We start from the raw sequence: 23,891 nt of genomic DNA on the forward strand, positions 1-23,891 counted from the left end.
TGTGCAGGTGCGGTGCGGTCAGCCCGCAGCTTCGCCTTGACACGTCTCTTCGGAACCTTGTTGCGAAGCTGGAGGCCCATGCCCTTGTAAAGGCGGTAGATTCGCTTTGGGTACACGGGCCACCCGTCACGCCTGATCAGGACATGCACACGACGATAGCCATAGCGCACTCGCGTCTGACAGAGATCCTTGATCTTCAGCTTCAGTTCGGCCTGATCGCCGCGTTTGGACTTGTAGACGTAAAGGGACCGGTCGATCTTTAAGACGGCGCATGCACGCCGGATTGAGACCTTCCAATCCGCTTTGATTGTGTCGAGAAGCTGACGTTTGCGAGCAGGCCTCAGAGCTTTTTTGACAAAACGTCCTGAAGCATAGCTTTGTTTAGCGAAAGGTCGGCAACGATCCGCTTTAGCTTGGCGTTCTCCTCTTCGAGTTGGCGCAGGCGCTTCATCTCCGAGGGCATCAGTCCTGCATATTTCTTACGCCAGTTATAGAATGTCGCATCAGATATTCCAGCCTTGCGGCAAACATCGCCAACCGATGTTCCATCCGCCGCCTGCTTCAACACAAATGCAATCTGCACTTCCGTAAACTTCGAGGCTTTCATCGAATTCTCCTCTTCTGCCCTGCAGGCATCATAAGTGGAAAATTCCAGGTCTAAATGGCATAATTTATGGGGGGCACGTCATAACGACAAAGATCCCCAAACCCAATCCGCCGAGTAGTGAGGTGCCAAAACCATCAAGCCGCAGGTTCCGGTCTTTCAAGCACAACCAAGCTGAAATTTAGGGGCTTTTATCGTTTTCACGTTCCAAATAAACTGATGGCTTGTGCCACCTAGAGATATGCAGCGTCTAGAGGCAATCATGAATAGGCGGGGTGTCGCAAAGCGGAGGTGTCGAGCGCGAGCGGTTTCGCTCGAACGTTGCTGCGAGAGATTGGCTTTATCTCTTCGTGTGAGCGCCACCTCTTCACCGCTCGGCACAGAACTGGGAGCGAAAATAGCGGCTTGAGTTGGGTCTTTGAACTGTGCGGTTCTGAAAGCGAAAAAGCCTGCCGCGGGAGGAGGTGCGGCAGGCTTTTCGAAAAGAACCGAACAGCAGCTGGGAGGAGGAGTGCTGTTGTTCCATCAGACGTCCCTAGGGAGGAGGAGAGGAGCGTCTGAAACCGAAGCTTTGCGGGAGGAGGTACATTGCTTCGTTGGGATTGAAGATAGCTTATTTTTTCGCTTAGAAAATAGACTTTGTTGCAGTGCAGATATGCAAAAAAAGTCCATCTCTCTATCTTGTCAAACTGCAGGCATGGAAAACGCAAAAACGCCCGCGTTGTTGGCGGGCATTGCTATCAAGCACTCAATTTATGGCGCTAGCGTTTAACGAGCGGCGGATGCGCGAGCAACGCTGCGAATATCGGCACGGTTGATGCCGAGATCCTGAAGCTCACGCGAGCTCATACGGTCCAGTTCGGTGACGGTTTGACGATATTTGCGCCATGTATTGAAAGAGCGAGCTACGTTCATAATGATCCCCTTTTCAAGGTCCTCTGTGACGCCAGCAACTTTGCTTCAGTTCCAACGTCGTTTCGATGATTTGAATATAGGCTTTCACGCCCTTGTTGATAAGGCACAAGACCTCACGCCCGCTATGCAATATATGCATAGCGATGCCTGCGCGGTAATCTTATTCAAGCTTCATCGCACAAGATTTGTCACTCAGGGGATCATCTTGTGCGGGCACCTTGGGATGATTGCTGGCATATCATCTAAAAATCCTTGCAACCCAAAAATCACGCCGTTAAGATCGCTGTGCAACCAATTGAGAGAAAGGAGGGTCACGTGTATAATTTTTATTGCCGGTTCTACCAGCAACGTGGCCCCGTCAATGCCCTGCAGATGCGTTTGCAGGGCTGACCACATCTCGTTTAAGACGTTTCTGGTCTGCCCTTTGTGGCGCTGGCGCTTAAGCTGCTATGCTTGAGCTGCTGGCAATGGGTTTTCACCGCATTTGATTGGTGTCGCGCTGTGGCTTTGCCATGTGCAGCGCAACCATGCGGACATGAGCAGAGACCAAAATGTCGCTTATCACTATTCGCAATCTTGGCGTTGTGCGCGCCCAACCGCTGTTTTCCAACCTCCACTTTACGATCAATGCGGGAGACCGTATTGGGCTCGTTGCCGCCAATGGCGGTGGAAAGTCTACGCTTTTGCAATGTATCGCTGGTACAGTTGAGCCAAGCGAGGGTGAGATTACAAGGACCCGTGGGCTTATTGTCGGTTACGTTGAGCAAAATGTGCCTTTAGCCCTGCATTCCCTTTCTTTTTATGATGCGGTTCTCTCTGCTCTTAGCCCAGAGCAGATGGAGACGGAAAGCTGGCGGGTGGACATTGTGCTGGACATGCTGGATGTGCCAGAGGCGCTTCGATGCCAGCAGGTGAAGGCGCTCAGTGGTGGTTGGCAAAGAATGATGATGTTGGCCCATGTCTGGGTTGCAGAGCCAGATGTCTTGATGATGGATGAGCCAACAAACCACCTTGATCTTGGCAAGATCGCGGCGCTGGAAAGCTGGCTCAATGCATTACAAAGAGATGTGCCTGTGATTATTGCCAGTCATGACCGGGGCTTTTTGGATTCAGTGACCAACAAAACGCTTTTCCTGCGTCAGCAGCAAAGCCCGCTCTTTTCTCTGCCCTATTCCCGCGCGCGGACCGAGTTAGCGCGCGTGGATGCCACCGATGCAAGGCAGTTTGAGCGCGATATGAGAACCGCCGACCAATTGCGCCGACAGGCAGCAAAGCTGAAAAATATTGGCATGAACTCTGGCAGCGATTTGCTGGTGATTAAAACCAAACAACTGAAGGAGCGGGCTGATAAGCTGGAAGGGGCGGCAAAACCGGCTTATCAGGAGCGTTCTGCCGGTGCGATCAGGCTCACGAACAGCGGAACCCATGCGAAAGTTCTCGTGACTTTGGACAATGTGGAGGTATGCACACCTGACGGACGATTGCTTTTTAAAACCGGCCAGCAATTTATCCGCCAAGGCGACCGCATTGTTTTGCTGGGTGGCAATGGTGCCGGAAAATCGAGCTTCATCAGTCTGTTGCGCGGCGCGATTGAGCGGCCGGACCACCAGGGTGCCGGCATCAAAGCAACGCCGTCTCTTGTCCTTGGCACAATTGATCAGGGTTTGAGCAATCTGCGAGGCAGCGACACGCCGATGGGAGCGATTGTCAACCGCTATGATATTGGAGACCAAAAGGCGCGAACATTGCTTGCCGGTGCTGGCATCAACCTCGATATGCAATCTCGAGCGATTGATCGCTTGTCGGGAGGGCAGAAAGCGCGGCTGGCCATGCTGATCTTGCGCTTGGCCGACCCCAATTTTTTCGTACTGGATGAGCCGACCAACCATCTTGATATTGAGGGACAAGAGGCTCTGGAACAGGAATTATGCACCAAAGGGGCAAGCTGCTTGCTTGTTTCCCATGATCGATATTTTGTCCATGCCGTTGCCAACCGGTTTTGGATGATAGATCGCAAACGGCTGATCGAAGTGGACAGCCCGGATGCGTTTTTTCTTCAATTGACCTAGGCCGGTTCGCGCAATGGCGGGCTTTTGCCTGCCATTGTGCTTTTGGCATATTTTTACATTCCTCTCTCATGGACCCTAGATTTCTTCGTTTTCGTTTGTTCTCCGGAGTCCGCTTTATCGCTGATAACTCTAAAGAGCGAGATAGGCCGTGCGAATGTCATCGCGCTCGGTGAGCTGCTTGATTGTGCCTGAAAATTGCACTGTGCCGTTTTCCAGCACATAGGCACGATCAGAGATCAGGCGGGCGAAAGGCAGGTTCTGTTCAGACAAAAGAACGGAAATGCCGGATTGCTTCATGATCGTGATGGCCTGCGCCATTTGCTCGACAATTTTTGGTGAAATGCCTTCCGATGGTTCGTCGAGAAGCACCAGATACGGATTGCCCATCAAGGTACGGGCAATGGTTAGCATTTGCTGTTCACCGCCGCTCATGGCACCGCCGGGGCGTTTGCGCATTTCAGCGAGGTTGGGAAAAATCTCGTAAACCCGCTCAGGCGTCCAAATTGCATTTTTGCCACGGGCTGGCTGGCGGCCCACTTCCAGATTTTCCTCAACGGTGAGTTCGGTGAAAATCCGGCGCTCTTCCGGCACGTAGCCAAGCCCTTTGCGAGCAATCTCAAAGGGTTGCAGGGCGGTGATGTCATCGTTTTGAAAGCGGATTGTGCCGGTTTTGCGGGCCAAAAGGCCAATGATGGATTTAAAGGTGGTGGATTTGCCAGCGCCATTGCGGCCAAGCAGAGCCACAACTTCGCCAGCGCTCACCTCAAGATCTACGCCAAAGAGAATATGGGCCGGACCATACCAGCTGTTTAACCCGGAAATACTGAGCATCAATGCGCCTCTCCATGGGAATATAAGGCTCCAGAGCCGAGATAAACCGCCTGCACCTGCGGATCGGCCCGCACGGCATTGGGGGTGCCGGTGGCGATAATTTCGCCACGGTTGAGCACGATCACGCGGGTGGCGTGTTCAAACACAATATCCATATCGTGTTCGGTAAAGAGCACGCCAATGTGCCGCTCACGCACAACCTTTGCCGTCAGCTCCATCAATGCCACACGCTCTTTGGCGGCCATACCTGCGGCTGGCTCATCCATCAGCAGCAATTTTGGCTCGCCAGCCAGCGCAATAGCCAGCTCCAGCCGCTTCACATCGCCATAAGGCAATTCGCGACAGAGCCGTTCAGCCTGATGATCAAGGCCAATCAGGGCCAAAAGCGCCATGGCATCGTCGCGGTAGAGTGCGCCAAGCCGACCGAAAAAGGCTGAGAGGCTTAAGCCACCCTTTCGATGGGATTGCAGCACCATTTGCACATTTTCACGCACCGTCATCGACAGATATGTCTCGGCAATCTGGAATGTGCGGCCAACGCCAAGGCGAAAGATTTTCTGCGGGGAATAGTGCGTGGTATCGACACCCTCAATCATCACCCGTCCTGCACTGGGACGGATCTGGCCGTTCATCATGTTGAAACAGCTGCTTTTTCCGGCTCCGTTGGGGCCAATCATGGCCAGCAATTCACCGCGCTGCACCTGAAACGATACGCCGCGCACGGCATGCACACCTTGATAGCTCTTGCTCAAGCTTTCGACAGACAGAAGGGGTAACTGTGCGCTCATGCCACATCTCCCTGACGTTGGCCTTGGGGCTGGCGAATGGTTTTGGCCATCGTCATTCTCGATTGCCACCAGCGCATCAGCCGTGCGCCCGTGCCGACAATACCCTCTGGGAAGGCAATGACCAGCGTGATGATCAGTACGCCCAGGATCAGACGCGGATAATCGGTATTGCTCATCAGCCAGATGGATGCGGTTTTGTAAACCACCGCGCCGACCACGCTGCCCGATACTGTTCCAAAACCGCCCAGCAGGACCATGACCAGGGCGTCAATTGAGGTGGAAATGCCAAGGCTGTCGGGAAAAACGCTGCCTTTTTGAAAGGCCAGCAGAGCGCCAGCCAAGCCAGCAAACAAAGCGCTGATGGTGAAGGCCAGATGCTGCACCTTTTGCTGGGAAAGACCCACGGATGCCGACCGCATGGGTGAATCTTTCAGCGCCCGCAACGCATAACCAAACGGCGAAAAGGTGAGGTGGCGAAAGACGCCAATGGTGAGCACGGCGGCGGCCAACGTCAACCAATAAAAGGCTTGCGCGCTGCTGGCCCAGGCGGATGGCCACACGCCGATGATGCCATTATCGCCGCCGGTGACATCCACCCATTGGAAAGCAACCGACCAGACAATCTGCGCAAACGCCAATGTCAGCATGGCGAAATAGATATTGGAAAGCCGAACACAAAACCAACCTGCAATGGCTGAGACGGCAACGGCGAGAAGCGGACCAACGAACAGCGCCAATTCCATTGGTAAAGCAAAATACCGCACCGACAAAGCCGCGCCATAGGCACCAAGCCCCAGACCGGCGGCATGGCCAAAGGAATCCAGCCCGCCCACCGACATCAAAAATTGCAAGCTGATGGCAAAGGTCACGGCGATCATCACTTCGGCTGCCACGCCGATGCCATAGCTGCCCAGCACCAGCGGCAAGCAGACCATGGCAATGGCCAAGACCGCCGCCGCAAGGCGCGCGCTTGTGCCAAGGGGCTTCCAGACCGCGGACGTCACCAGATTGGTGCGTGATTTGGGCATGGGCTTGCCCAACAGGCCGAAGGGGCGCACCACCAGCACCACCGCCATGACAATGAAAATCAACACCAGCGAAATGCCCGGCATAACCAAAATACCAAAGGCGTTCAGCTCAGATACAATCACTGCTGCCAAAAACGCGCCGGGAATGCTGCCAAGCCCGCCAATGACAACAACCACGAAAACCTCGGTAATCACTGAGAGATCCATAAAGTGGCTGACCGCATCGCGCGGGATTTGCAGGCCTCCACCAAAGGCGGCCAGAAAAACGCCCAGCGCAAACACACTGGTAAACAACCATTTTTGATTAACGCCCAACGCATTGACCATATCGCGGTCCTGGGTTGCGGCCCGCACCAGCGTGCCCCAGCGGGTGCGGTTGAGCAGCAACCATAACCCACCAAGCACGGCTGGCCCCAGGCCAATCAGCACAAAATCATAGACCGGTAGCTGATGACCAAACACGTTGAATGCGCCTTCAAGGCCAGGTGCCCGTGGCCCCACCAGATCTTCCGGCCCCCAGATAAGCCGAACCAGATCTTCGATGATCAGCGTCACACCAAAGGTTGCCAAAAGCTGCAATAATTCCGGTGCATGGTAGATGCGCCGGAGCAATAACATTTCAATCACCGTTCCAACTGCGGCCACAATGGCGGCGGCAACCAGCAGCGCGGCCCAAAAGCCCAGAGCGCTCTCCCAGCGGGTTGTCAGGCTATAGGCCAGATAGGCACCCAGCATGTAGAAGGCGGCATGGGCAAAATTGACAATGCGGGTCACGCCAAAAATCAGCGATAGGCCGCTGGCCACCAGAAACAGCGAGGCGGCATTCGCAAGTCCGGTCAGGAATTGTGCGAAATAGAGATCCAAGAGAGGTTCCTTCCCCGGATATGTTGGCGCGAAAGTGGATGGTTGCTCTGCCGCATGAGAGCGTGGTCTCAAACGCTGCGGCAGAAAAGCCAGATTGAGAGGCGTGCCGCGCCCACGATCCCATCAGGGGCGCGGCAGCTTTCCATCAAGGGCGCATTTTTGCGGCATCCGCTTCGCTTGGCAGGAAGTCTGCACCACTTTCATATTTGAAATCCACCATGGTGCCTTTGCCATCGACCAGAGCAGTTTTGCCAACAAAGGCCCCAAGCGTTGATTGATGGTCGGCAGCACGGTAGGTGATGGGTCCAAAGGGCGTATCGACTGCAATACCCTTGGCGGCGGCAATCAAAGCATCGGTGTCTGTGGAGTTGGCTTTGGTGAGGATGGCTGCGGCTGATTTGATCAGCGTGTAGCCCACCACGGAGCCGAGACGTGGATAGTCATTATAGCGCTTCTGATAGGCATCCAGAAATGCCTTGTGCTCGGCAATTGTGACCTTGTCCCAAGGATAGCCGGTGACAATCCAGCCGGTTGGCGTGTCGCCCTTCAGCGGATCAAGATATTCCGGCTCGCCGGTCAAAAACGAGACAACCGAGCGATCCTTGAACAAGCCGCGCGTTGTGCCCTCACGCACCAGTTTGACCAGATCTGCACCAAAGGTAACATTGAGAATGGCGTCCGGCTTTGCCGCTTCAATGGCTTGCGCCACCGATCCCGCATCAATCTTGCCCTGTGGTGGCCATTGCTCGGCCACGAATTCCACATCAGGCCGGGCTTTTTTCAAAAGCTCTTTGAAAACGGCAACAGCACTTTGACCATATTCATAATTGGGGGCAATGGTGGCCCAGCGCTTGGCGGGCAGCTTTGCGGCTTCCGTTGCCAGCATGGCGGCCTGCACATAATTGGATGGACGCAAGCGGAAGGTATAATCATTGCCCTTCGACCAGGTCATCGCATCGGTCAGCGGTTCGCCCGCCAGATAGAAGATTTTCTTTTGCTGGGCAAAAGACGAGACCGCCAGGCCGATGTTGGAGAAGAATGATCCGGAAATCATCACAACGCCGTCTTTGGAAACCAGTTCATTGGCGGCGGTGATGGCATCGCCCGGCTTGCCGCCATCATCCTTGGAGATCACCACAAGCTTGTTGCCGTGGATGCCGCCTGCGGCATTGATTTCATCAACCGCCATTTCCCAACCCTTTTTATAGGGCTCGGTGAAGGCAGGAAGTCCAGAATAGCTATTGATTTCGCCAATTTTAATATCGGCAGCAGATGCATTTGCTCCGGCGCAAAGGCTCAGAGCCGTTCCCATGACGGCCAAAATGCGCTTCATCACTGTTCTCTCTCTGGCTTAGAGCTGTCGGGTTCAGCGAGAACCAAACGGGCTCACGGTTCCTTTTATGAGTTTGTCTTCGGAGATAAACGACAATTCCTTTTCCCCGACAACTCCAGACCTTATAACAGCCTTTATTTTTATAGGGCGGTGCGGCGCTTCTTTTTGTTTTTGTGCGACCCGCTAAAGGCATATTCGAGTGTACCCACTCTAAAAGCAAGATATTTTTTGCACATTTTTTGACGCAATGATCGAAATGCCCGATTTCGCATCACATAAATTCGCGCTATTTAGGGTGTGTACTCTATTTTATGCGCCGATTTATGGGCGAAGAGGGCAAAGGCATGAACGCAGCGTACAACGTGACAGAACAGGTTGGCCATCTCCTGCGGCGGGTTTATCAGCGGCATCTGGCCATTTTTCAAGAGAATGCCTTTGATCCGAGCATGACCTCGGTGCAATTTATGACGCTGTGCGTGCTGCGCGACAGGGGCCCAAGCTCACAAAGCGAGCTGGTGCGGGCAACCGCCATCGATCAAGGCACCATTCGCGGCATTATCGAGCGCCTGACCGCGCGGGGATTGATTTCACTGGCACGCGATGAGCAGGATGGCCGCAAGGTTATCATGGCCTTGACCCCGGAGGCTGACGCCTTGCTCGATAATATGGTTCCCAGTGCGCAAACCATTTCCGAACTGACCATGGGATCGCTAAACCCGGCCGAGCGTGTCGCCCTGATTTATCTGCTCAAGCGGCTGCTGGACGAGCCGGATGAGCAAAAAAGTGATGCAAAGGAATTGGAAGACGATTGACAAAATTTATGATTTTCATTCGTATACAAATGAAAATCATAAGGGGACCATGATGACCAATCCAAACATTGCTCCGCCAAATATTGCTCCGAATGCAGCGCCCGCCTTTGCCATCCCTGACAATGTGTTTGCTGAGACTGTGCTGGATGTGCAGCATTACACCGACAGGCTGTTTCGCTTTCGCATCAGCCGTCCCGCAAGCTTTCGGTTTCGCTCTGGCGAGTTTGTGATGATTGGCCTGCCAAACGCTGATAAGCCGGTGTTTCGGGCCTATTCCATTGCCAGCCCATCCTGGGATGACGAGATCGAGTTTTTCTCGATCAAGGTCGAAAATGGCCCACTGACCGAGCATTTGCAGCGGATCAAGCCCGGTGATACCGTTTTGATGCGCAAAAAGCCGACGGGCACGCTGGTGCTGGATGCGCTGACACCCGGAAAGCGGCTTTACATGCTGTCCACCGGCACGGGCGTTGCCCCTTTTGCCAGTCTGGTGCGCGACCCGGAAACCTATGAGAAGTTTGAGGACGTGATTGTCGTGCAAACCTGCCGCGACATTGCCGAGCTGACCTATATAACGGAGCTGGTTGCCAATCTCATGGAAGATCCTCTGGTTGGAGAAATGGCAGCTGGTCGCTTGCGGCTCCATACCACCACAACCCGGCAGGTGTTTGAGCGCATGGGGCGGGTGACGGACCTGATGCGCAGCGGCAAGCTGTTTGCTGATCTTGGTGTGCCATCGATGAACCCGGAGGTGGATCGCGCCATGATTTGCGGCTCTATGGCGATGATCAATGAGACAAAATCAATTTTGGAAGGATTTGGCCTGGTCGAGGGGGCCAACAATGCGCCCGCGAGTTTTGTGGTTGAGCGCGCCTTTGTGGGTTGAGAGGCCAGGCCCTCTCAACAGATCTTCTTCAAAAGCTCAATCAGCATCATCTGTTCGCCGGAGGTCAGGGGGGCCAGGGTTGCGTCGGTCACTGCCAGCGCACTGGCAAGGTTGCGTTGAATGACGTCCTCGCCATCCTTGGTCACGCTGAGCAGCAGACGACGGCCGTCGTTGGGGTCTGGGCTTGAGCAGACATAGCCGCGCGCCACCAGTCGATCCACCACACCTTTGATGGTGGCCACATCCATGGCCGTATCGCGGCCCAGCTGATTTTGCGAGGTCGGGCCGATGTCTCTGAGCTTGGTCAGTGCCGCCCATTGGGTAGTTGTGAGGCGCTCGCTCATGTGTTCGCCAAACAGGGCCACATGGCGCTGGTTGGCCTGGCGAAGATAAAAGCCGATTTGCCGGTCGACACGATAGGTCTCAAGCCGGTCTGTCAGCGTAACGCTGCCCGGTTGCTGATCCGTATCCGTGCTGCTGTGGTTGTTGGACATGTCTCCTCACTGTGTTGGGCGTCGTTTATCGGCTTGGTCTGAATTGTCAATCAAATGGTCGGCGCGATTGGATGGACTCTCTCTTGACATTCCTTTTCGTCCGTGGATAGTCATTCGTATACAAACAATATCATCGAAAACGATGAACGGGAACACGGCGGACGATCCGATATCGTCATAATCGGGAGCAGGTTATGGTTACGCAGCCAGTCGCCAATGCAATAAACGGCAAAATCCGATGCGATGCCTGTCCGGTAATGTGCTACATCGCCGATGGCAGGTCTGGCGCGTGTGATCGCTATGCCAATCATGGCGGTGATCTGGTGCGGGTTGATCCGTTTACTGTGATCGAGAAAACCGCATCTGAGGGTGGCAAAATTGTCCCCTTCCTGCCCGACGACAGTGCTGATTGGGATGGCGATCTTGTGCACGCCGGATCAACCTTTATCACGGCGGTTGGTGCAGGGACCACCTATCCTGATTATAAGCCAGCGCCCTTCATTGTTTCGCAAAAGCAAAATGGCGTTGATATGGTCACGGTTGTGACCGAGGGCATTTTTTCCTATTGCGGTGCGAAGGTTAAAATCGACACGGATCGTTTCATCGGGCCGGAGACGGCGCTGGTGCGGGTCGATGGCGAGGCCGTGGGCCATGTCACCACCGGTGAATATGGCTCGCAAATGCTCTCGCTGGGCGGTGTGCATCATCTTACGGGCGGCTCGAAAAAAGAGGGCCGTGTGACCTGTGACACGCTGATGCGCCTTTGCAATGGTGAACAACTGGAAATGGTAGTGGATGGCGGCGCGACGCTGCTGCTGAAAGCTGGGGCCGCCCCCATCATCAATGGCACGCCGGAAGAGCGCATGCGGGTTGGCTGCGGCTCGGCCACCATTGGCATTTTTGCGCGCCAATGGAAAGATATGGTCGATGAGGTGGTGGTGGTGGATGACCATATTACCGGCGTCCTCTCCGAGCATCAGGCGGGCAAGCTGCTCGATGTTGCACCCACAGGCATTAAAATTAAAGGCCGACGCTCCACGCCGGGGCGCTATTTTCAGGTGGCAGAGCCGGGCACCGGCTGGGGCGGCACCAATATTTCCGATCCGCTGGATATTCTGGGCGATTTTGACCCCAAAATTGCCTATCCGGGCCTGCGCTTGTTGATGGTTTCGACCACGGGCGAGCAATATGGCTATTACGTGCTGGATGATGCTCTTTGTCCGATCAAACAGGATGTTTTGCCAAGTGCCGTGGAAGAAACAGTGGCCATTGTTGCCGAGAACTGCGAACCGGCCATGGTGTCGGTGTTATTTATGGGCGGCGCTGGCGGCAGCCTGCGGGCAGGCGTGACCACCAATCCGGTGCGGTTGACCAATTCGGTGCGGCAAGCGCTGACCAATGTCACCTGCGGCGGTGCGCCTGCCTATCTGTGGCCCGGCGGCGGTATCACCGTGATGGCTGACGTGAGCAAAATGCCATCGAACAGCTTTGGCTATGTGCCAACCCCTGCCATTGTTGCCCCGATTGAATTTACCATGCGGCTTGAGGATTACCGAGCGCTTGGCGGCCATATGGAGGCAATTGTGCCGCTGGAAGAGGCGTTAATGCAGGCAGAGCGGCGCATTTTCCGGCAAAGTGATGCGCCCTGGCCGATGGATGAGACGAATTTTCGGTGGGGTGCGTGAGCAAGCGAAAGATCAGCGGATGAATGGCAGCATAGCAGCATCTTATCTGGATGGAGACCGCAATGGACGGCTGCATTTGCAGCACGGCCCGATTGATCTGGTGATTGGCGTTGGCGATCGCGACCACGTCGGCAATGCCGCCGTGCAGCGCCAGCGTGCCCTCTCTTTTCAGGCGGCCTATGCTCGGTTTGCAACGGTGCTTGATGAGCTTGTGGGTGAACTGAGCTTGCTGAAAATGCCCCATCTTGCGGCAAATCCGCGCCCAAGCTCGCCGGTTGCGCAGCGCATGGTCGATGCTGTGGCGCATTTTTCAAATCACCATTTCATCACACCCATGGCGGCTGTGGCGGGTTCTGTTGCCGATGAAATTGTCAGTGCCATTCTGTCCGCTTGCCAAGGTGATGATCGGCCATCCCGGCTTTATGTCAACAATGGTGGCGATATTGCGCTGCATCTGGCGGGCGAGGAAGCATTCGAGATTGGCATTGCTGATGAATCCGGCTCGGCCCTGGGGCGTTTTCGGGTGAGTGGTCAGGAACCAAACCGGGGCATTGCCACATCCGGGCGCGGTGGCCGCAGCCTATCCATGGGCATTGCCGATAGCGTCACGGTCATTGCCCGCTCAGCGGCGATGGCCGATGCGGCGGCGACCTTGATTGGCAATGCCGTGGATCTACCCGGCCACGCCGCAATTGTGCGGGCTGCGGCCAATAGCATCAAGGACGATAGCGATCTGGGCGAGCGGCTGGTGGTGACCGCCTGCGGCGCGCTTGATGACGACGATATCGCGCAAGCGCTTAACGCTGGTGAAGCGCTCGCCCGCCATTTCATGGCGCAAGGGCTGATGGCGCGGTGCGCGCTTTTTCTCAAAGGGCGGTCGCGTATTGTTACGCCCAAACCCATTCCCATGCTTAGCTCGAAGGCGGCAGCTTTTATCCTGGAGGAAAGACACTATGCCTGAACCCAAAATCCGCAAAGTCCTGACCATTGTTGAAGACATTTTCCACGAAGGCGGTCCCGTGTCGGAGGTGCCTTTGAAGCGCGGCGCGGTGATTGCCGTGATCGAAAATCCTTTTGCTGGCAGCTACCACGAAGACATAGCCGATTTCATGAAAGATCTTGAGCCCTTGGGTCTTGAAATGGCAACCCGCCTTTTGAACGCTCTCGGCGGCGATGCCAAGGCCATTCAGGGCTATGGCAAGGGCTCTATTATTGGTCAGGCAGGGGAACTGGAACACGGCGCACTGTGGCATGCGCCGGGCGGCTATGCCATGCGCGATGTGTTGGGCAATGCGAAAGCCATTGTACCATCCACCAAGAAGGTTGGCGGCCCCGGCACCCGTCTGGATGTGCCAATCACCCACATCAACGCATCCTATGTGCGCAGCCACTTTGACGCCATGGAAGTGGGTGTGCCCGATGGTCCACGCGCCAATGAACTGGCGTTTATCCTGGTCATGACCACCGGCAGCCGCATCCATGCCCGCGTCGGCGGCCTCAATGCGGCGGACATCAAGGGCGAGGACGGATTGCGATGAAAGCGCAGATCCGCAAGCTTGTGACCTTTGTGGATGAAACCCGGCGCGAGATGGGCAAGGACATTGCCCCGGCCACCCGCAAAGCCTGTGCGGTGGCGATTATTCGCAATCCTTACGCCGGGCGTTATCAAGAGGACTTGTCGGAGCTGATCGAGATCGGGGCCGAGCTTGGCGGATTGCTGGGCAAGCGTTGCGTAGACGCCTTGGGCATTTCACCCGCAAAAGCCGAGAGTTATGGCAAGGCCGCGATGGTGGGCGAACATGGCGAGCTGGAGCATGCTGCTGCCATTTTGCACCCAGCCTTGGGCAAGCCTTTGCGCGATGCGGTGGAAAAAGGCGCGGCCCTTGTGCCATCTTCCAAGGCGATGGGCGGTCCGGGGCAGGTGCTGGATGTGCCGCTGGGCCACAAAGACGCTGCCTATGTGCGCAGCCATTTCGATGCCATGCGCATCTCTATCAACGACAGCCCCCGCGCCGACGAAATCATGGTGGCGGTGGCCTTGACTGATAGCGGCAGGCCTTTGCCGCGTATTGGCGGGCTGCAAGTGTCCGAAATTGAGGGCCGGGACGGGTTGCGGTGAAAATCTGCCGGGACAGATGAGGTTATTGGGATGACCCCGCGCAGAACGGGGCGTCTTTTGCAAAAAAAACAAGAAGGGAACAAGCGTGGATCAATCAGCCAAATCAGCGGATGGCAAGGGCACACAATCGGTGGTGGCCGGCATTGATGTGGGTGGCACCTTTACCGATCTTGTGTTGTTTGATGCCACCCATGGCACCGTGCGGCTGGCGAAAACCCCGACCACGCTGGACAATCAAGCCTTTGGCGTCATCAACGCGCTGGATGCGGCAGGGGCCGATATTGCCGCACTGGATCTGATTGTGCATGGCACCACCACCACCACCAATGCGGTGCTGGAGCGCCAATTGTGCAAAACCGGCTTTATCACCACCATGGGGTTTCGCGATGTGCTGGAACTTGGCAGACGGACCCGCCCGCAAGCCTATGGCATGAAAGGTGAGTTCAAGCCGATTATTCCGCGCGATCTGCGGCTTGAAGTGCCAGAGCGCATGGATGCGCAAGGGCATGTTGTTACGCCCTTGGATGAGCAAAGCCTGCGCAGCTCGCTTCGACGCCTGATCGATATGGGCTGTGAGGCGCTGGTCATTCACTTTTTGCACGCCTATGCCAACCCGGCCCATGAGCTTCGGGCTGGCGAAATCGCAGCTGAGCTTTGGCCCAATGACAACATCACCCTTGGCCACGCGCTGTTGTCGGAAAGCCGCGAATATGAGCGCGGCGTGACCGCTGCCGTCAATGCCTCTGTGCAGCCTTTGCTGCGGCGCTATGTTGAGCGTTTGGCCGACACCTTGGCAGCCCGCGGCTATAAGCATGATGTGCTGGTGATGAACGGCAATGGCGGCATGGTGTCTGCACGCCACGTGGCGCGTGAAGCCGCCAAAACCGTGATGTCTGGCCCCGCATCCGGTGTGATGGCCGCAGCCTATACCGGACGCAGAGCCGCCATGCCCAACTTGATCACCTATGACATGGGCGGCACCTCCACCGATGTGGCGCTGATCCGCAATGCAGAACCCACTGTCTCGAATGAGATCGAGATTGAATATGCCATGCCGATCCATGTGCCGATGGTGGATGTGCGCACGGTGGGTGCGGGTGGCGGCTCGATCGCGCGCATCACGGCTGCTGGCCTGTTGCAGGTTGGGCCAGAGAGTGCGGGGGCTTTGCCCGGACCAATCTGCTATGGCCGTGGCGGCACCAAGCCGACCATTTCAGATGCCAATTTGCTGCTCGGCAGGCTCGACCCGTCGCGGCTGAACAAAGTGCCCGGCGGTATGACGCTGGATGACGTGAAGGCGATTTTTGAAACGGAGCTGGGCAAGCCTTTGGGCCTTGATGCCATTGCCAGCGCCTCGGCCGTGCTGCGCATTGCCAATGCCCGCATGGCCGATGCGGTGCGGATGGTGTCTGTCAGCCTTGGTGAAGACCCGCGCGATTTTGCGCTGTTTGCCTTTGGCGGGGCAGGGCCGCTGCATGCCTCGGCCATTGCCCGCGAGCTGGGTATTCCAAAGGTGCTGGTGCCATCACGCCCCGGCATCACCAATGCATTGGGCTGTGTGGTGGCCGATCTGCGTCATGATTTTGTCAATACCATCAACCGGCCTCTGGCCATTGTCGATATGGATGCGGTGCATGAGCGGTTCAAAACCCAAAGAGACGAGGGGCATCGTCTGATTGGTAAGGAAGCAGTCTTCATTCGCGAGATCCGCGAGATCTACTCGGTGGATATGCAGTTTATTGGTCAGACGCATCTTTTGCGGGTTCCTTTGCCCAATGCGACACCCACCCGCGAAGAATTGCAACAGCGCTTTGAGGAAGCCTATTTCGCCCGATTCCACGTGGCTTTGCCGGAAATTCGCGCCAATCTCGTCAATGTCAACACTTCGGTGATTGGCCGTCGTGAGGAGATTGATCTTTCAGCGCTGATTGACAGCAAGGGCCGTAAGCAAAGCCTTACTGATGCCCAGACAGGCACTCGCGCTGTGTGGTTTGATGGTTTTGTTGATACGCCGATTTATTGGCGCGACCACCTGCCTGCCGATGCTACGTTAATTGGCCCCGCCATCGTCGAGCAGATGGACACCACCGTTATCATCGAGCCGGGCGATCATGTCCATCAGGATGCGGATGGCAATCTTATCATCACCTTGAAAAACGGCATTGGAGGCTGATATGAGCGTTGATCCCATCACCCTCTCCGTCATCCAGTCGGGCCTGCAACAGGTGTGCGACGAGATGGATCTTTCCTTTTCACGCGCTGCTTTTTCGCCGGTGATTGCCGAGGCCAATGACCGCTCGGACGGGATTTATTCGGCCATTGATGGTGCGCTGATTGCCCAAGGCTCCAGCGGCTTGCCGGTGTTTGTTGGCACCATGCAATATTCCACCCGCGTGCTGATTGAGATGATTGCCAATGGCAAGGCCGCAGCACCCCAGCCCGGTGACATCTATATCGTCAATGATCCTTACCTTGGCGGCACCCATTTGATGGATGTGCGCTTTGCCATGCCGGTCTATCGGGATGGAGAAATTTTTTGCTGGCTGTCCAACACCGGCCATTGGCCGGATACGGGTGGGGCGGTGCCGGGTGGCTTTTCGGCTTCTGCCACCTCGGTGGAGCAAGAGGGATTGCGCCTGCCGCCGGTGCGCTTGTTCAAGCAAGGCGTGCTGGATCAAGAGATTTACGCCATCATCTGCTCCAATATCCGGGTGTCCGAGCAGCGGATTGGCGATGTAAAGGCGCAAGCCGCCGCCCTTCTGGTTGGCGAAAAACGCCTCACGCGGCTGCTGGACCGCTATGGTGATGCGACGGTCAACGAGGCGATTGCCGAGTTGCGCCGCCGATCAGAGGAGCAGATGCGGGCTTGCATCAAGCTGATCCCGGATGGTGCCTACACCTCCACCGCCTATGTCGATAGCGATGGCGTGGTGGATGAACCACTGGAAATTCGCTTGAGCATCACCGCCAAATCTGGCGAATTGACCTTCGATTTTACCGGCTCGTCCAAGCCGTGTATTGGCCCGATGAACTCGGTTTTGGCCACGACGCTGTCTTCGGTCTATCTGGCCATGCGCCATATCTTCCCGGATGTGCCTATTTCGGCAGGCGCATTTGAGCCACTGAACGTGATCCGACCCGTCGGCACCTTTTTAGACGCGCACTATCCAAGACCGGTGTCTGGTTGTGCGGCAGAAGTCAGCCAGCGCATTGCCGAAGCGGTGTTTGCCGCCCTTGTTGAGGCCTTGCCCGATCGCGTTACCGCATCGCCTGCCGGTAGCTCCGGCAATTTTGCGCTGGGCGGTTTCGATCAAGAGCGCAATCAGGGTTATGTGATGTATCAAATTTCCGGCGGCGGTTATGGCGGAAATTCTGATCATGATGGGCTGGCCAATGGCTGCTCCACCATTGGCATTTCCAAGGCTCCGCCTGTGGAAATCATGGAGCAGCAATATCCGGTGCTCTATCACCGCTATGCGCTGCGCGAAGGCTCCGGCGGCGCGGGCTACCATCGCGGCGGCTTTGGCCTTGATTATGAGATCGAGCTGCGGCGCGGGCAGGCAACCGCAAGCTTTGTCATGGATCACGGCCGCTTTGGCCCACCCGGTGCGCTGGGTGGCAAGGATGGTGCGCCCAACTGCGTGCAGGTGTTCAAGGATGGCGAGGTGATCGTACCGGTGCATTTGTCCAAGGCCCAGGATATTCCGCTCACCCCCGGTGATCGTGTGCGGGTCATGACGCCGGGCGGCGGCGGTTATGGCGATCCGCTGCGCCGCGATTGCGAAAGTGTTGCGCGAGATGTGCGCATGGGCCGCTATACACCCGATCAAGCCGAACATTTGTTTGGCGTCCTGCTGATGTCAAATTATGAGGTTGATGAGCAAGCGACCAAGGCTTGCCGCGCCGCCAGAGGGTGACGGGGCCTCAAACCACATGCAGTCATGGCAAAACGCGCGTGTGGTTTGTTTTTCAGGCAATAAAAGACCGGCTTCGTTGCGATAGGAGGCGGATTCATCCAGCAGCGCATCGGGGATGATCCTTTCACCATCCTTGGCAATTTTGAGACGCACGCGGTGCCCATCCGCCGAAAAAAGTACAATTGATTTTGTCATTCTGTCCATGGTTGACGCGAATGGCACGGGCTACGGTTTGATCATCTCAAGGGAGGAACTGAGATGAAAGCCGAAGATTTCCGCAGCGAAACCACACGTCCATTGACAGGGGCCGAATATATCGTGTCGCTGCGCGATGGCCGCGAAGTCTATATCAATGGTGAGCGCGTTGACGATGTCACCACCCATCCATCCATGCGCAATTCGGTGCGCTCTCTGGCACGGCTTTATGACGCGTTGCACGATCCGGCCACCAAGGATGTGTTGACCGCACCCACCGATACCGGCAACGGCGGCTATACCCATAAATTTTTCAAGCATGCCAGTTCGGTCGATGATCTGGTTGGTCAGCAGGGTGCCATCACGGAATGGGCGCGCATGACCTATGGCTGGATGGGCCGCACGGCCGATTATAAAGCCTCGCTGATGAACACATTGAGCGTCAATGCCGAATGGTATGGCGATTATGCCGATAATGCCCGCGCATGGCACAAGCGCACCCAGGAATCGGCGCTGTTTCTCAACCATGCCATCGTCAATCCGCCCATTGACCGGCATAAACCCGCCGAGCATGTGAAGGACGTTTTCGTGCACGTCACGAAAGAGACTGATGCGGGCGTTTATGTCTCTGGTGCCAAGGTGGTGGCCACCTCATCGGCACTGACCCATTACAATCTTCTGGCCCAGGCATCGGCCACCGTGACAGAAGACCCATCCTTGTCGCTCACCTTCATCGCGCCCATGAATGCGCCGGGCATCAAGATGTTCTGCCGCACATCCTATGAGGAAGCGTCAAACCGGCTGGGTCAGCCGTTTGACTACCCACTGTCGTCGCGCTTTGACGAGAATGATGCCATTCTGGTGCTTGATAACGTGTTTGTGCCTTGGGAGGACATTCTGATTTACAAGGATGCCAAGCGTATCCTGTCGTTTACGGTCATGTCCGGGTTTATGCAGGGCTTCTGCTTTCAGGGCTGCGGTCGCTTTATCGTCAAGCTGGAGTTTTTGGCGGGTCTGCTGGCCAAGGCGCTGCGCGCCACTGGCGGCGATGCGTTTCGCGGCAATCAGGCCATGCTGGGCGAGGTGATTGCCCTGCGCCACAAGTTCAAGGCGTTTTATGATGCCATGGCACGCAATCCGCAAGACTGGGTGGGCGGTGCGAAGCTGCCCAACCTCGAAGCGGCCCTATGCTACCGTGCTTTCATGTCGGATGCCTATCCGCGCATTATCGACCTGATCCGCCGCTCCGTGGCGTCGGGCCTGATTTATCTGCCGTCATCGGCCAAGGATTTCGCCAACCCGCAGATTGATCGCTATTTGGCGCAATATGTGCGCGGCTCCAATGATATGGGCCACAAGGAGCGCATCAAGATCATGAAATTGCTGTGGGATGCGACCGGCACGGAATTTGGTGGCCGTCACGCGCTCTACGAGTTGAACTATGCGGGCACGCCGGAAGATGTGCGCCTTCAGGTGCTGAAGGGTGCCGAGAAAGGCAGGGTTCTGCGCGATATGGAAGCGCTGGTGGACACCTGCATGAGCGATTATGACGAGCACGGCTGGACGGGTAACACCTGGCTCCAACCTCTTGATGGCCGTGCAGATCCCATACGTGATGCTGCGGAATAAGGAGAGGGTATGATGCTCCATGCTCCTGTTTCTCAAGCGGCGTTTCGTAATGCGATGGCGCGGGTCTGCGCGCCGGTGAATATCATCACCACCAATGGACCTGCCGGGCGCGGCGGGTTTACCGCCACCGCCATGTGCCCGGTCACAGATGAGCCGCCAACCTTGCTGGTGTGCATGAACAGCCGCTCGGCCCAGACGGCATTGTTTATGGAAAACCGTCGCTTTTGCGTGAATGTCCTCACAGGTGATCACAAGGATCTGGCGGGCTTTTTTGCCGGACGCGAGCCGGATATGGCGTCCCGCTTTGCAGCCGGTGACTGGGTGGACTTTGCCTCCGGCAATCAGGCTTTGGCCGATGCGATTGTGTCGTTTGATTGCCTTTTGAAGGAAGCCCGTCTGGTCGGGACACACAATATCCTGATCGGCGAGGTCGTTGAAATCCGTGCCCGTCGTGATGGCCATGCGCTGCTTTATGTCGACCGCAGTTTTGTCAATGGTCCATCCCTTGCCATGGCTTTGGAGCAATAATGATGGCTGAATGAACTGTGGTGGCTTGACACCGTCGCCAATATACTTAACATGATAAATATATTGGCGAAAGCGCCAAGCGATCAGCGGTGGAGGAGTTATGCCGCATTTTAACATCGAATATTCGGCCAACCTCGTTGACCGCGTCGATTTCAATGCGCTCTGTGTGCGTATTCTGGATGAGCTTTTGGCAACCGGCCTGTTTGAAACCGGTGCCGTGCGGGTTCGCGCCTTTGGCGCGCAAGCCTATGCCATTGCCGACCGGTTGCCCGAAAATGCTTTTATCGACATGTCGTTGCGGGTTGGTGTCGGGCGCAGTGCCGAGGATAAAAAGCGGGTGGGCGAGCGTATTTTTGCCGCGGTGACCGAAGAACTCGCCACCTTGTTTGAGACGCCGCATTTCGCGCTGACGCTGGAGATCCGTGAGATCGATCCGGACCTGAGCTGGAAAAAGAACACCATCCATCCGAGGTTGCGACAAAAGACCGGCTGACCACCCCATTTTGTCCCCCTTTCAACAAAGATTGATGCGCAACAGGGCGACAGTAGGCTGGCTTGTCTGTTGCTGGAGCAAGAATACGGAGAGACCATGTCCAAGCTTGACGACAATATTCAAAAGGCGAAGAATTACCTTGGCCGTTTTGCGCAAGATGGTGTTTTGAACCACATCAATGGTGAGGCGATTGCGGCCCTTGATGGCACGACATTTGAAACGATCTCGCCGGTTGATCTTAAACCCTTAGGCAAAGTCGCCCACGGCAAGGCCGCCGATATAGATCTGGCGGCCAAGGCGGCCAAGGCGGCATTTCCGGCCTGGGCGGCCATGGCAGGTGATGTGCGCAAAAAGCTGCTGCACAAAATTGCCGATGCCATTGAGACGCGCGCCGAAGAAATCGCCTTTGTCGAGGCGATGGACACCGGACAATCGCTGAAATTCATGGCGAAAGCCGCTTTGCGCGGGGCAGAAAACTTTCGCTTTTTCGCCGATCGCGCCCCGGAAGCGCGGGATGGCAAGAGCATTCGCGCACCCGGTCAGGTCAATGTCACCACCCGCGCGCCCATTGGTCCGGTGGGCATTATCACGCCGTGGAACACGCCGTTCATGCTGTCCACGTGGAAAATTGCGCCAGCATTGGCCGCCGGCTGCACCATTGTTCATAAGCCGGCAGAGTTTTCGCCGCTCACCGCCCGCCTTCTGGTGGAGATTGCTGAAGAGGCAGGTCTGCCAAAGGGTGTGTGGAACCTGGTCAATGGTTTGGGAGAGGATGCAGGCAAGGCGCTGACCGAGCATCCTCTGATCAAGGCGATTGGTTTTGTTGGCGAAAGCCGCACCGGATCGATGATCATGAAACAGGGTGCGGATACGCTCAAGCGCGTGCATTTTGAGCTGGGGGGCAAAAATCCGGTGATCGTCTTTGCCGACGCCGATCTGGAGCGGGCAGCGGACGCTGCCGTGTTCATGATTTACTCGCTGAACGGCGAGCGCTGCACCTCGTCGTCACGCTTGCTGGTCGAGGCCAGTATCTACGACACATTCACCGCGCTGGTGGCGGAAAAAGCCAAGCGCATCAAGGTTGGTCATCCGCTGGACCCGGAAACGGTGATTGGGCCGCTGGTGCATCCTGTGCATGAGAAGAAGGTGCTCGAATATATCGCCATTGGCAAGTCGGAAGGGGCGACAGTTGCGGCCGGTGGCACGAAGTTCGACGGTCCCGGCGGCGGTTGTTATGTCTCGCCAACCCTGTTTACCGGTGCCAACAACCAGATGCGCATAGCCCAGGAGGAAATTTTTGGCCCGGTGCTGACAGCCATTCCGTTCACCGATGAGGCCGAAGCGCTTGCGATTGCCAATGATGTTCAATACGGCCTGACCGGCTATCTGTGGACATCCGATGTCACCCGCGCCTTCCGCTTCACCGATCATCTTGAGGCCGGGATGATCTGGGTGAATTCCGAGAATGTACGCCATCTGCCAACGCCGTTCGGTGGTGTTAAAAATTCCGGCATTGGCCGTGATGGCGGCGACTGGTCGTTCGATTTCTACATGGAAACCAAGAACATCGCCTTTGCGACCACGGCTCATGCCATTCCCAGACTCGGCGGCTGATCAACAATCAAGAACACATATGAGTGTCTGTTTTGAACAACAGATGGACGGAGGAACTGACCATGGCACTACCCACACCCAATCTTTATCCACCCTTCAATATCGTGCGTCTGAGCCATGTTGAATTTGGCGTGAAGGATCTGGCCAAATCGCGGGCGTTTTATGTGGATACGCTCGGTTTGCAGGTGACGGATGAAACATCCGAGGTGATCTATCTGCGCGCCATGGAAGAGCGCGGCCATCATTGCATCGTGCTGCGCAAATCGGCGTTTTCCGAAGCGCGTGACCTTGGCTTCAAGGTTTTTGATGAGGAGGAACTGGATAAGGCCGCGCATTTCTTCAAGGCCAAGGGCCTGCCAGTGGAATGGGTTGAGCGGCCCTATCAGGCGCGCACGTTCCGCACGCGTGATCCCCATGGTATTCCGCTGGAGTTCTATGCCCGGATGGATCGTTTGCCGCCCATTCACCAGCAATATGCCCTTTACCGGGGCGTCAAGCCGCTGCGCATCGACCACTTCAACTGCTTCTCCTCCAACGTGGATGAATCCGTTGCCTTCTACAACGAAATTGGTTTTCGCGTTACAGAATATACCGCTGATGAAGAAACCGGCCGCCTGTGGGCCGCGTGGACCCACCGAAAGGGCGGCGTACACGACATCGCCTTCACCAATGGCACCGGCCCGCGCCTGCACCATACCGCGTTCTGGGTGCCAACGCCGCTCAATATCATTGATCTGCTCGACTTGATGGCGACCACCGGTTGGGTTGCCAATATCGAGCGCGGCCCGGGCCGCCACGGCATTTCCAATGCCTTCTTCCTCTACATTCTCGATCCGGATGGCCACCGCATCGAGATCTATTGCTCGGATTATCAGACGGTTGATCCTGACCTTGAGCCGATCAAATGGGATCTGAAAGACCCGCAGCGCCAGACCCTTTGGGGTGCCGCTGCACCACGCTCGTGGTTTGAACATGGCAGCACATTTGCCGGGACGGATGTGCGCCACTCCGACCTCAAGGCGCAGCCGATCATCGCGCCTTAAGCGCTGTTTGGCGGTGTCAAATCCTCTGGCCTTGGTCGCGAAGG

The 23,891-nt window shown here is 56.2% G+C and carries 20 protein-coding genes and 1 pseudogene; 14 read left to right on the forward strand and 7 right to left on the reverse strand.

The window, feature by feature from the left end; translation table 11 throughout:
* Positions 1-607, reverse strand: a pseudogene (locus BJF95_RS24325) (transposase); the annotation flags it as partial.
* A 765-nt stretch (positions 608-1,372) separates the two neighbouring features.
* Positions 1,373-1,519, reverse strand: a complete 147-nt coding sequence (locus BJF95_RS05135) for a DUF1127 domain-containing protein (RefSeq protein WP_075638406.1) — start codon at positions 1,517-1,519, stop codon at positions 1,373-1,375.
* Between the two features lie 551 nt (positions 1,520-2,070).
* On the opposite strand from BJF95_RS05135, the gene BJF95_RS05145 reads away from it, so the two are divergent.
* The gene (locus BJF95_RS05145) at positions 2,071-3,588 is read left to right on the forward strand and encodes an ABC-F family ATP-binding cassette domain-containing protein (RefSeq protein ID WP_075638408.1); all 1,518 of its coding nucleotides are present in this window, start codon (positions 2,071-2,073) and stop codon (positions 3,586-3,588) included.
* 129 nt (positions 3,589-3,717) lie between these two features.
* Here the strand turns inward: BJF95_RS05145 and BJF95_RS05150 are convergent, their stop codons facing one another.
* From BJF95_RS05150 to BJF95_RS05165, 4 genes are all read right to left on the reverse strand, one after another.
* A complete protein-coding gene (locus BJF95_RS05150; RefSeq protein WP_075638409.1) occupies positions 3,718-4,422 on the reverse strand; it encodes an ABC transporter ATP-binding protein in 705 nt (234 codons plus the stop codon).
* Complete coding sequence (locus BJF95_RS05155) at positions 4,419-5,207, reverse strand: ABC transporter ATP-binding protein (protein WP_075638410.1); 789 nt, start codon at positions 5,205-5,207, stop codon at positions 4,419-4,421. The genes BJF95_RS05150 and BJF95_RS05155 overlap by 4 nt, the downstream gene beginning before the upstream one ends.
* Entirely contained in the window at positions 5,204-7,099 is a 1,896-nt protein-coding gene (locus tag BJF95_RS05160; RefSeq protein WP_083638700.1) for an ABC transporter permease, read from the reverse strand. The genes BJF95_RS05155 and BJF95_RS05160 overlap by 4 nt, the downstream gene beginning before the upstream one ends.
* Before the next feature lie 145 nt (positions 7,100-7,244).
* On the reverse strand, positions 7,245-8,432 hold the full coding sequence (locus BJF95_RS05165; RefSeq protein ID WP_075638412.1) for an ABC transporter substrate-binding protein: 1,188 nt from the start codon (positions 8,430-8,432) through the stop codon (positions 7,245-7,247).
* Positions 8,433-8,776: 344 nt separating this feature from the next.
* Between BJF95_RS05165 and BJF95_RS05170 the strand changes: the two genes are divergently transcribed.
* The gene (locus BJF95_RS05170; RefSeq protein ID WP_245297234.1) at positions 8,777-9,244 is read left to right on the forward strand and encodes a MarR family winged helix-turn-helix transcriptional regulator; all 468 of its coding nucleotides are present in this window, start codon (positions 8,777-8,779) and stop codon (positions 9,242-9,244) included.
* Positions 9,245-9,296: 52 nt separating this feature from the next.
* Entirely contained in the window at positions 9,297-10,130 is an 834-nt protein-coding gene (locus tag BJF95_RS05175; protein WP_075638480.1) for a ferredoxin--NADP reductase, read from the forward strand.
* A 14-nt stretch (positions 10,131-10,144) separates the two neighbouring features.
* Here BJF95_RS05175 and BJF95_RS05180 read toward each other — a convergent pair whose 3' ends face one another.
* A complete protein-coding gene (locus BJF95_RS05180) occupies positions 10,145-10,624 on the reverse strand; it encodes a MarR family winged helix-turn-helix transcriptional regulator (protein ID WP_083638701.1) in 480 nt (159 codons plus the stop codon).
* 194 nt (positions 10,625-10,818) lie between these two features.
* Between BJF95_RS05180 and BJF95_RS05185 the strand changes: the two genes are divergently transcribed.
* The 11 genes from BJF95_RS05185 (at position 10,819) to hpaD (ending at position 23,847) form a co-directional block, all read left to right on the forward strand.
* On the forward strand, positions 10,819-12,309 hold the full coding sequence (locus BJF95_RS05185) for a 6-hydroxynicotinate reductase (protein WP_075638414.1): 1,491 nt from the start codon (positions 10,819-10,821) through the stop codon (positions 12,307-12,309).
* On the forward strand, positions 12,281-13,270 hold the full coding sequence (locus BJF95_RS05190) for a UPF0280 family protein (protein WP_245297235.1): 990 nt from the start codon (positions 12,281-12,283) through the stop codon (positions 13,268-13,270). Before BJF95_RS05185 ends, BJF95_RS05190 begins: the two co-directional genes overlap by 29 nt.
* Positions 13,263-13,847: an amino acid synthesis family protein gene (locus BJF95_RS05195; RefSeq protein ID WP_075638415.1), complete on the forward strand. Its 585-nt coding sequence runs from the start codon at positions 13,263-13,265 to the stop codon at positions 13,845-13,847. Before BJF95_RS05190 ends, BJF95_RS05195 begins: the two co-directional genes overlap by 8 nt.
* Positions 13,844-14,428 carry an amino acid synthesis family protein gene (locus BJF95_RS05200; RefSeq protein ID WP_075638416.1) on the forward strand — a complete coding sequence of 195 codons (585 nt, stop codon included), beginning with the start codon at positions 13,844-13,846 and terminating at the stop codon, positions 14,426-14,428. Before BJF95_RS05195 ends, BJF95_RS05200 begins: the two co-directional genes overlap by 4 nt.
* 85 nt (positions 14,429-14,513) lie before the next feature.
* Positions 14,514-16,601 (forward strand): hydantoinase/oxoprolinase family protein, encoded by a 2,088-nt coding sequence (locus BJF95_RS05205; RefSeq protein ID WP_075638417.1) that lies wholly within the window; start codon positions 14,514-14,516, stop codon positions 16,599-16,601.
* Position 16,602: 1 nt separating this feature from the next.
* The gene (locus BJF95_RS05210) at positions 16,603-18,345 is read left to right on the forward strand and encodes a hydantoinase B/oxoprolinase family protein (RefSeq protein ID WP_075638418.1); all 1,743 of its coding nucleotides are present in this window, start codon (positions 16,603-16,605) and stop codon (positions 18,343-18,345) included.
* 258 nt (positions 18,346-18,603) lie between these two features.
* Entirely contained in the window at positions 18,604-20,169 is a 1,566-nt protein-coding gene (locus BJF95_RS05215) for a 4-hydroxyphenylacetate 3-hydroxylase N-terminal domain-containing protein (protein WP_075638419.1), read from the forward strand.
* A gap of 9 nt (positions 20,170-20,178) precedes the next feature.
* Positions 20,179-20,697 (forward strand): flavin reductase, encoded by a 519-nt coding sequence (locus tag BJF95_RS05220; protein WP_245297236.1) that lies wholly within the window; start codon positions 20,179-20,181, stop codon positions 20,695-20,697.
* Between the two features lie 100 nt (positions 20,698-20,797).
* A complete protein-coding gene (locus BJF95_RS05225) occupies positions 20,798-21,190 on the forward strand; it encodes a 5-carboxymethyl-2-hydroxymuconate Delta-isomerase (protein ID WP_075638420.1) in 393 nt (130 codons plus the stop codon).
* 96 nt (positions 21,191-21,286) lie between these two features.
* The gene (gene hpaE, locus BJF95_RS05230) at positions 21,287-22,804 is read left to right on the forward strand and encodes a 5-carboxymethyl-2-hydroxymuconate semialdehyde dehydrogenase (RefSeq protein WP_075638421.1); all 1,518 of its coding nucleotides are present in this window, start codon (positions 21,287-21,289) and stop codon (positions 22,802-22,804) included.
* 62 nt (positions 22,805-22,866) lie between these two features.
* Positions 22,867-23,847, forward strand: a complete 981-nt coding sequence (gene hpaD / locus BJF95_RS05235) for a 3,4-dihydroxyphenylacetate 2,3-dioxygenase (protein WP_075638422.1) — start codon at positions 22,867-22,869, stop codon at positions 23,845-23,847.
* Positions 23,848-23,891 lie beyond the last annotated feature (44 nt).

It is taken from the genome of Rhizobium oryziradicis (assembly GCF_001939045.1).
GTDB classification, from domain to species: Bacteria; Pseudomonadota; Alphaproteobacteria; order Rhizobiales; family Rhizobiaceae; genus Allorhizobium; species Allorhizobium oryziradicis.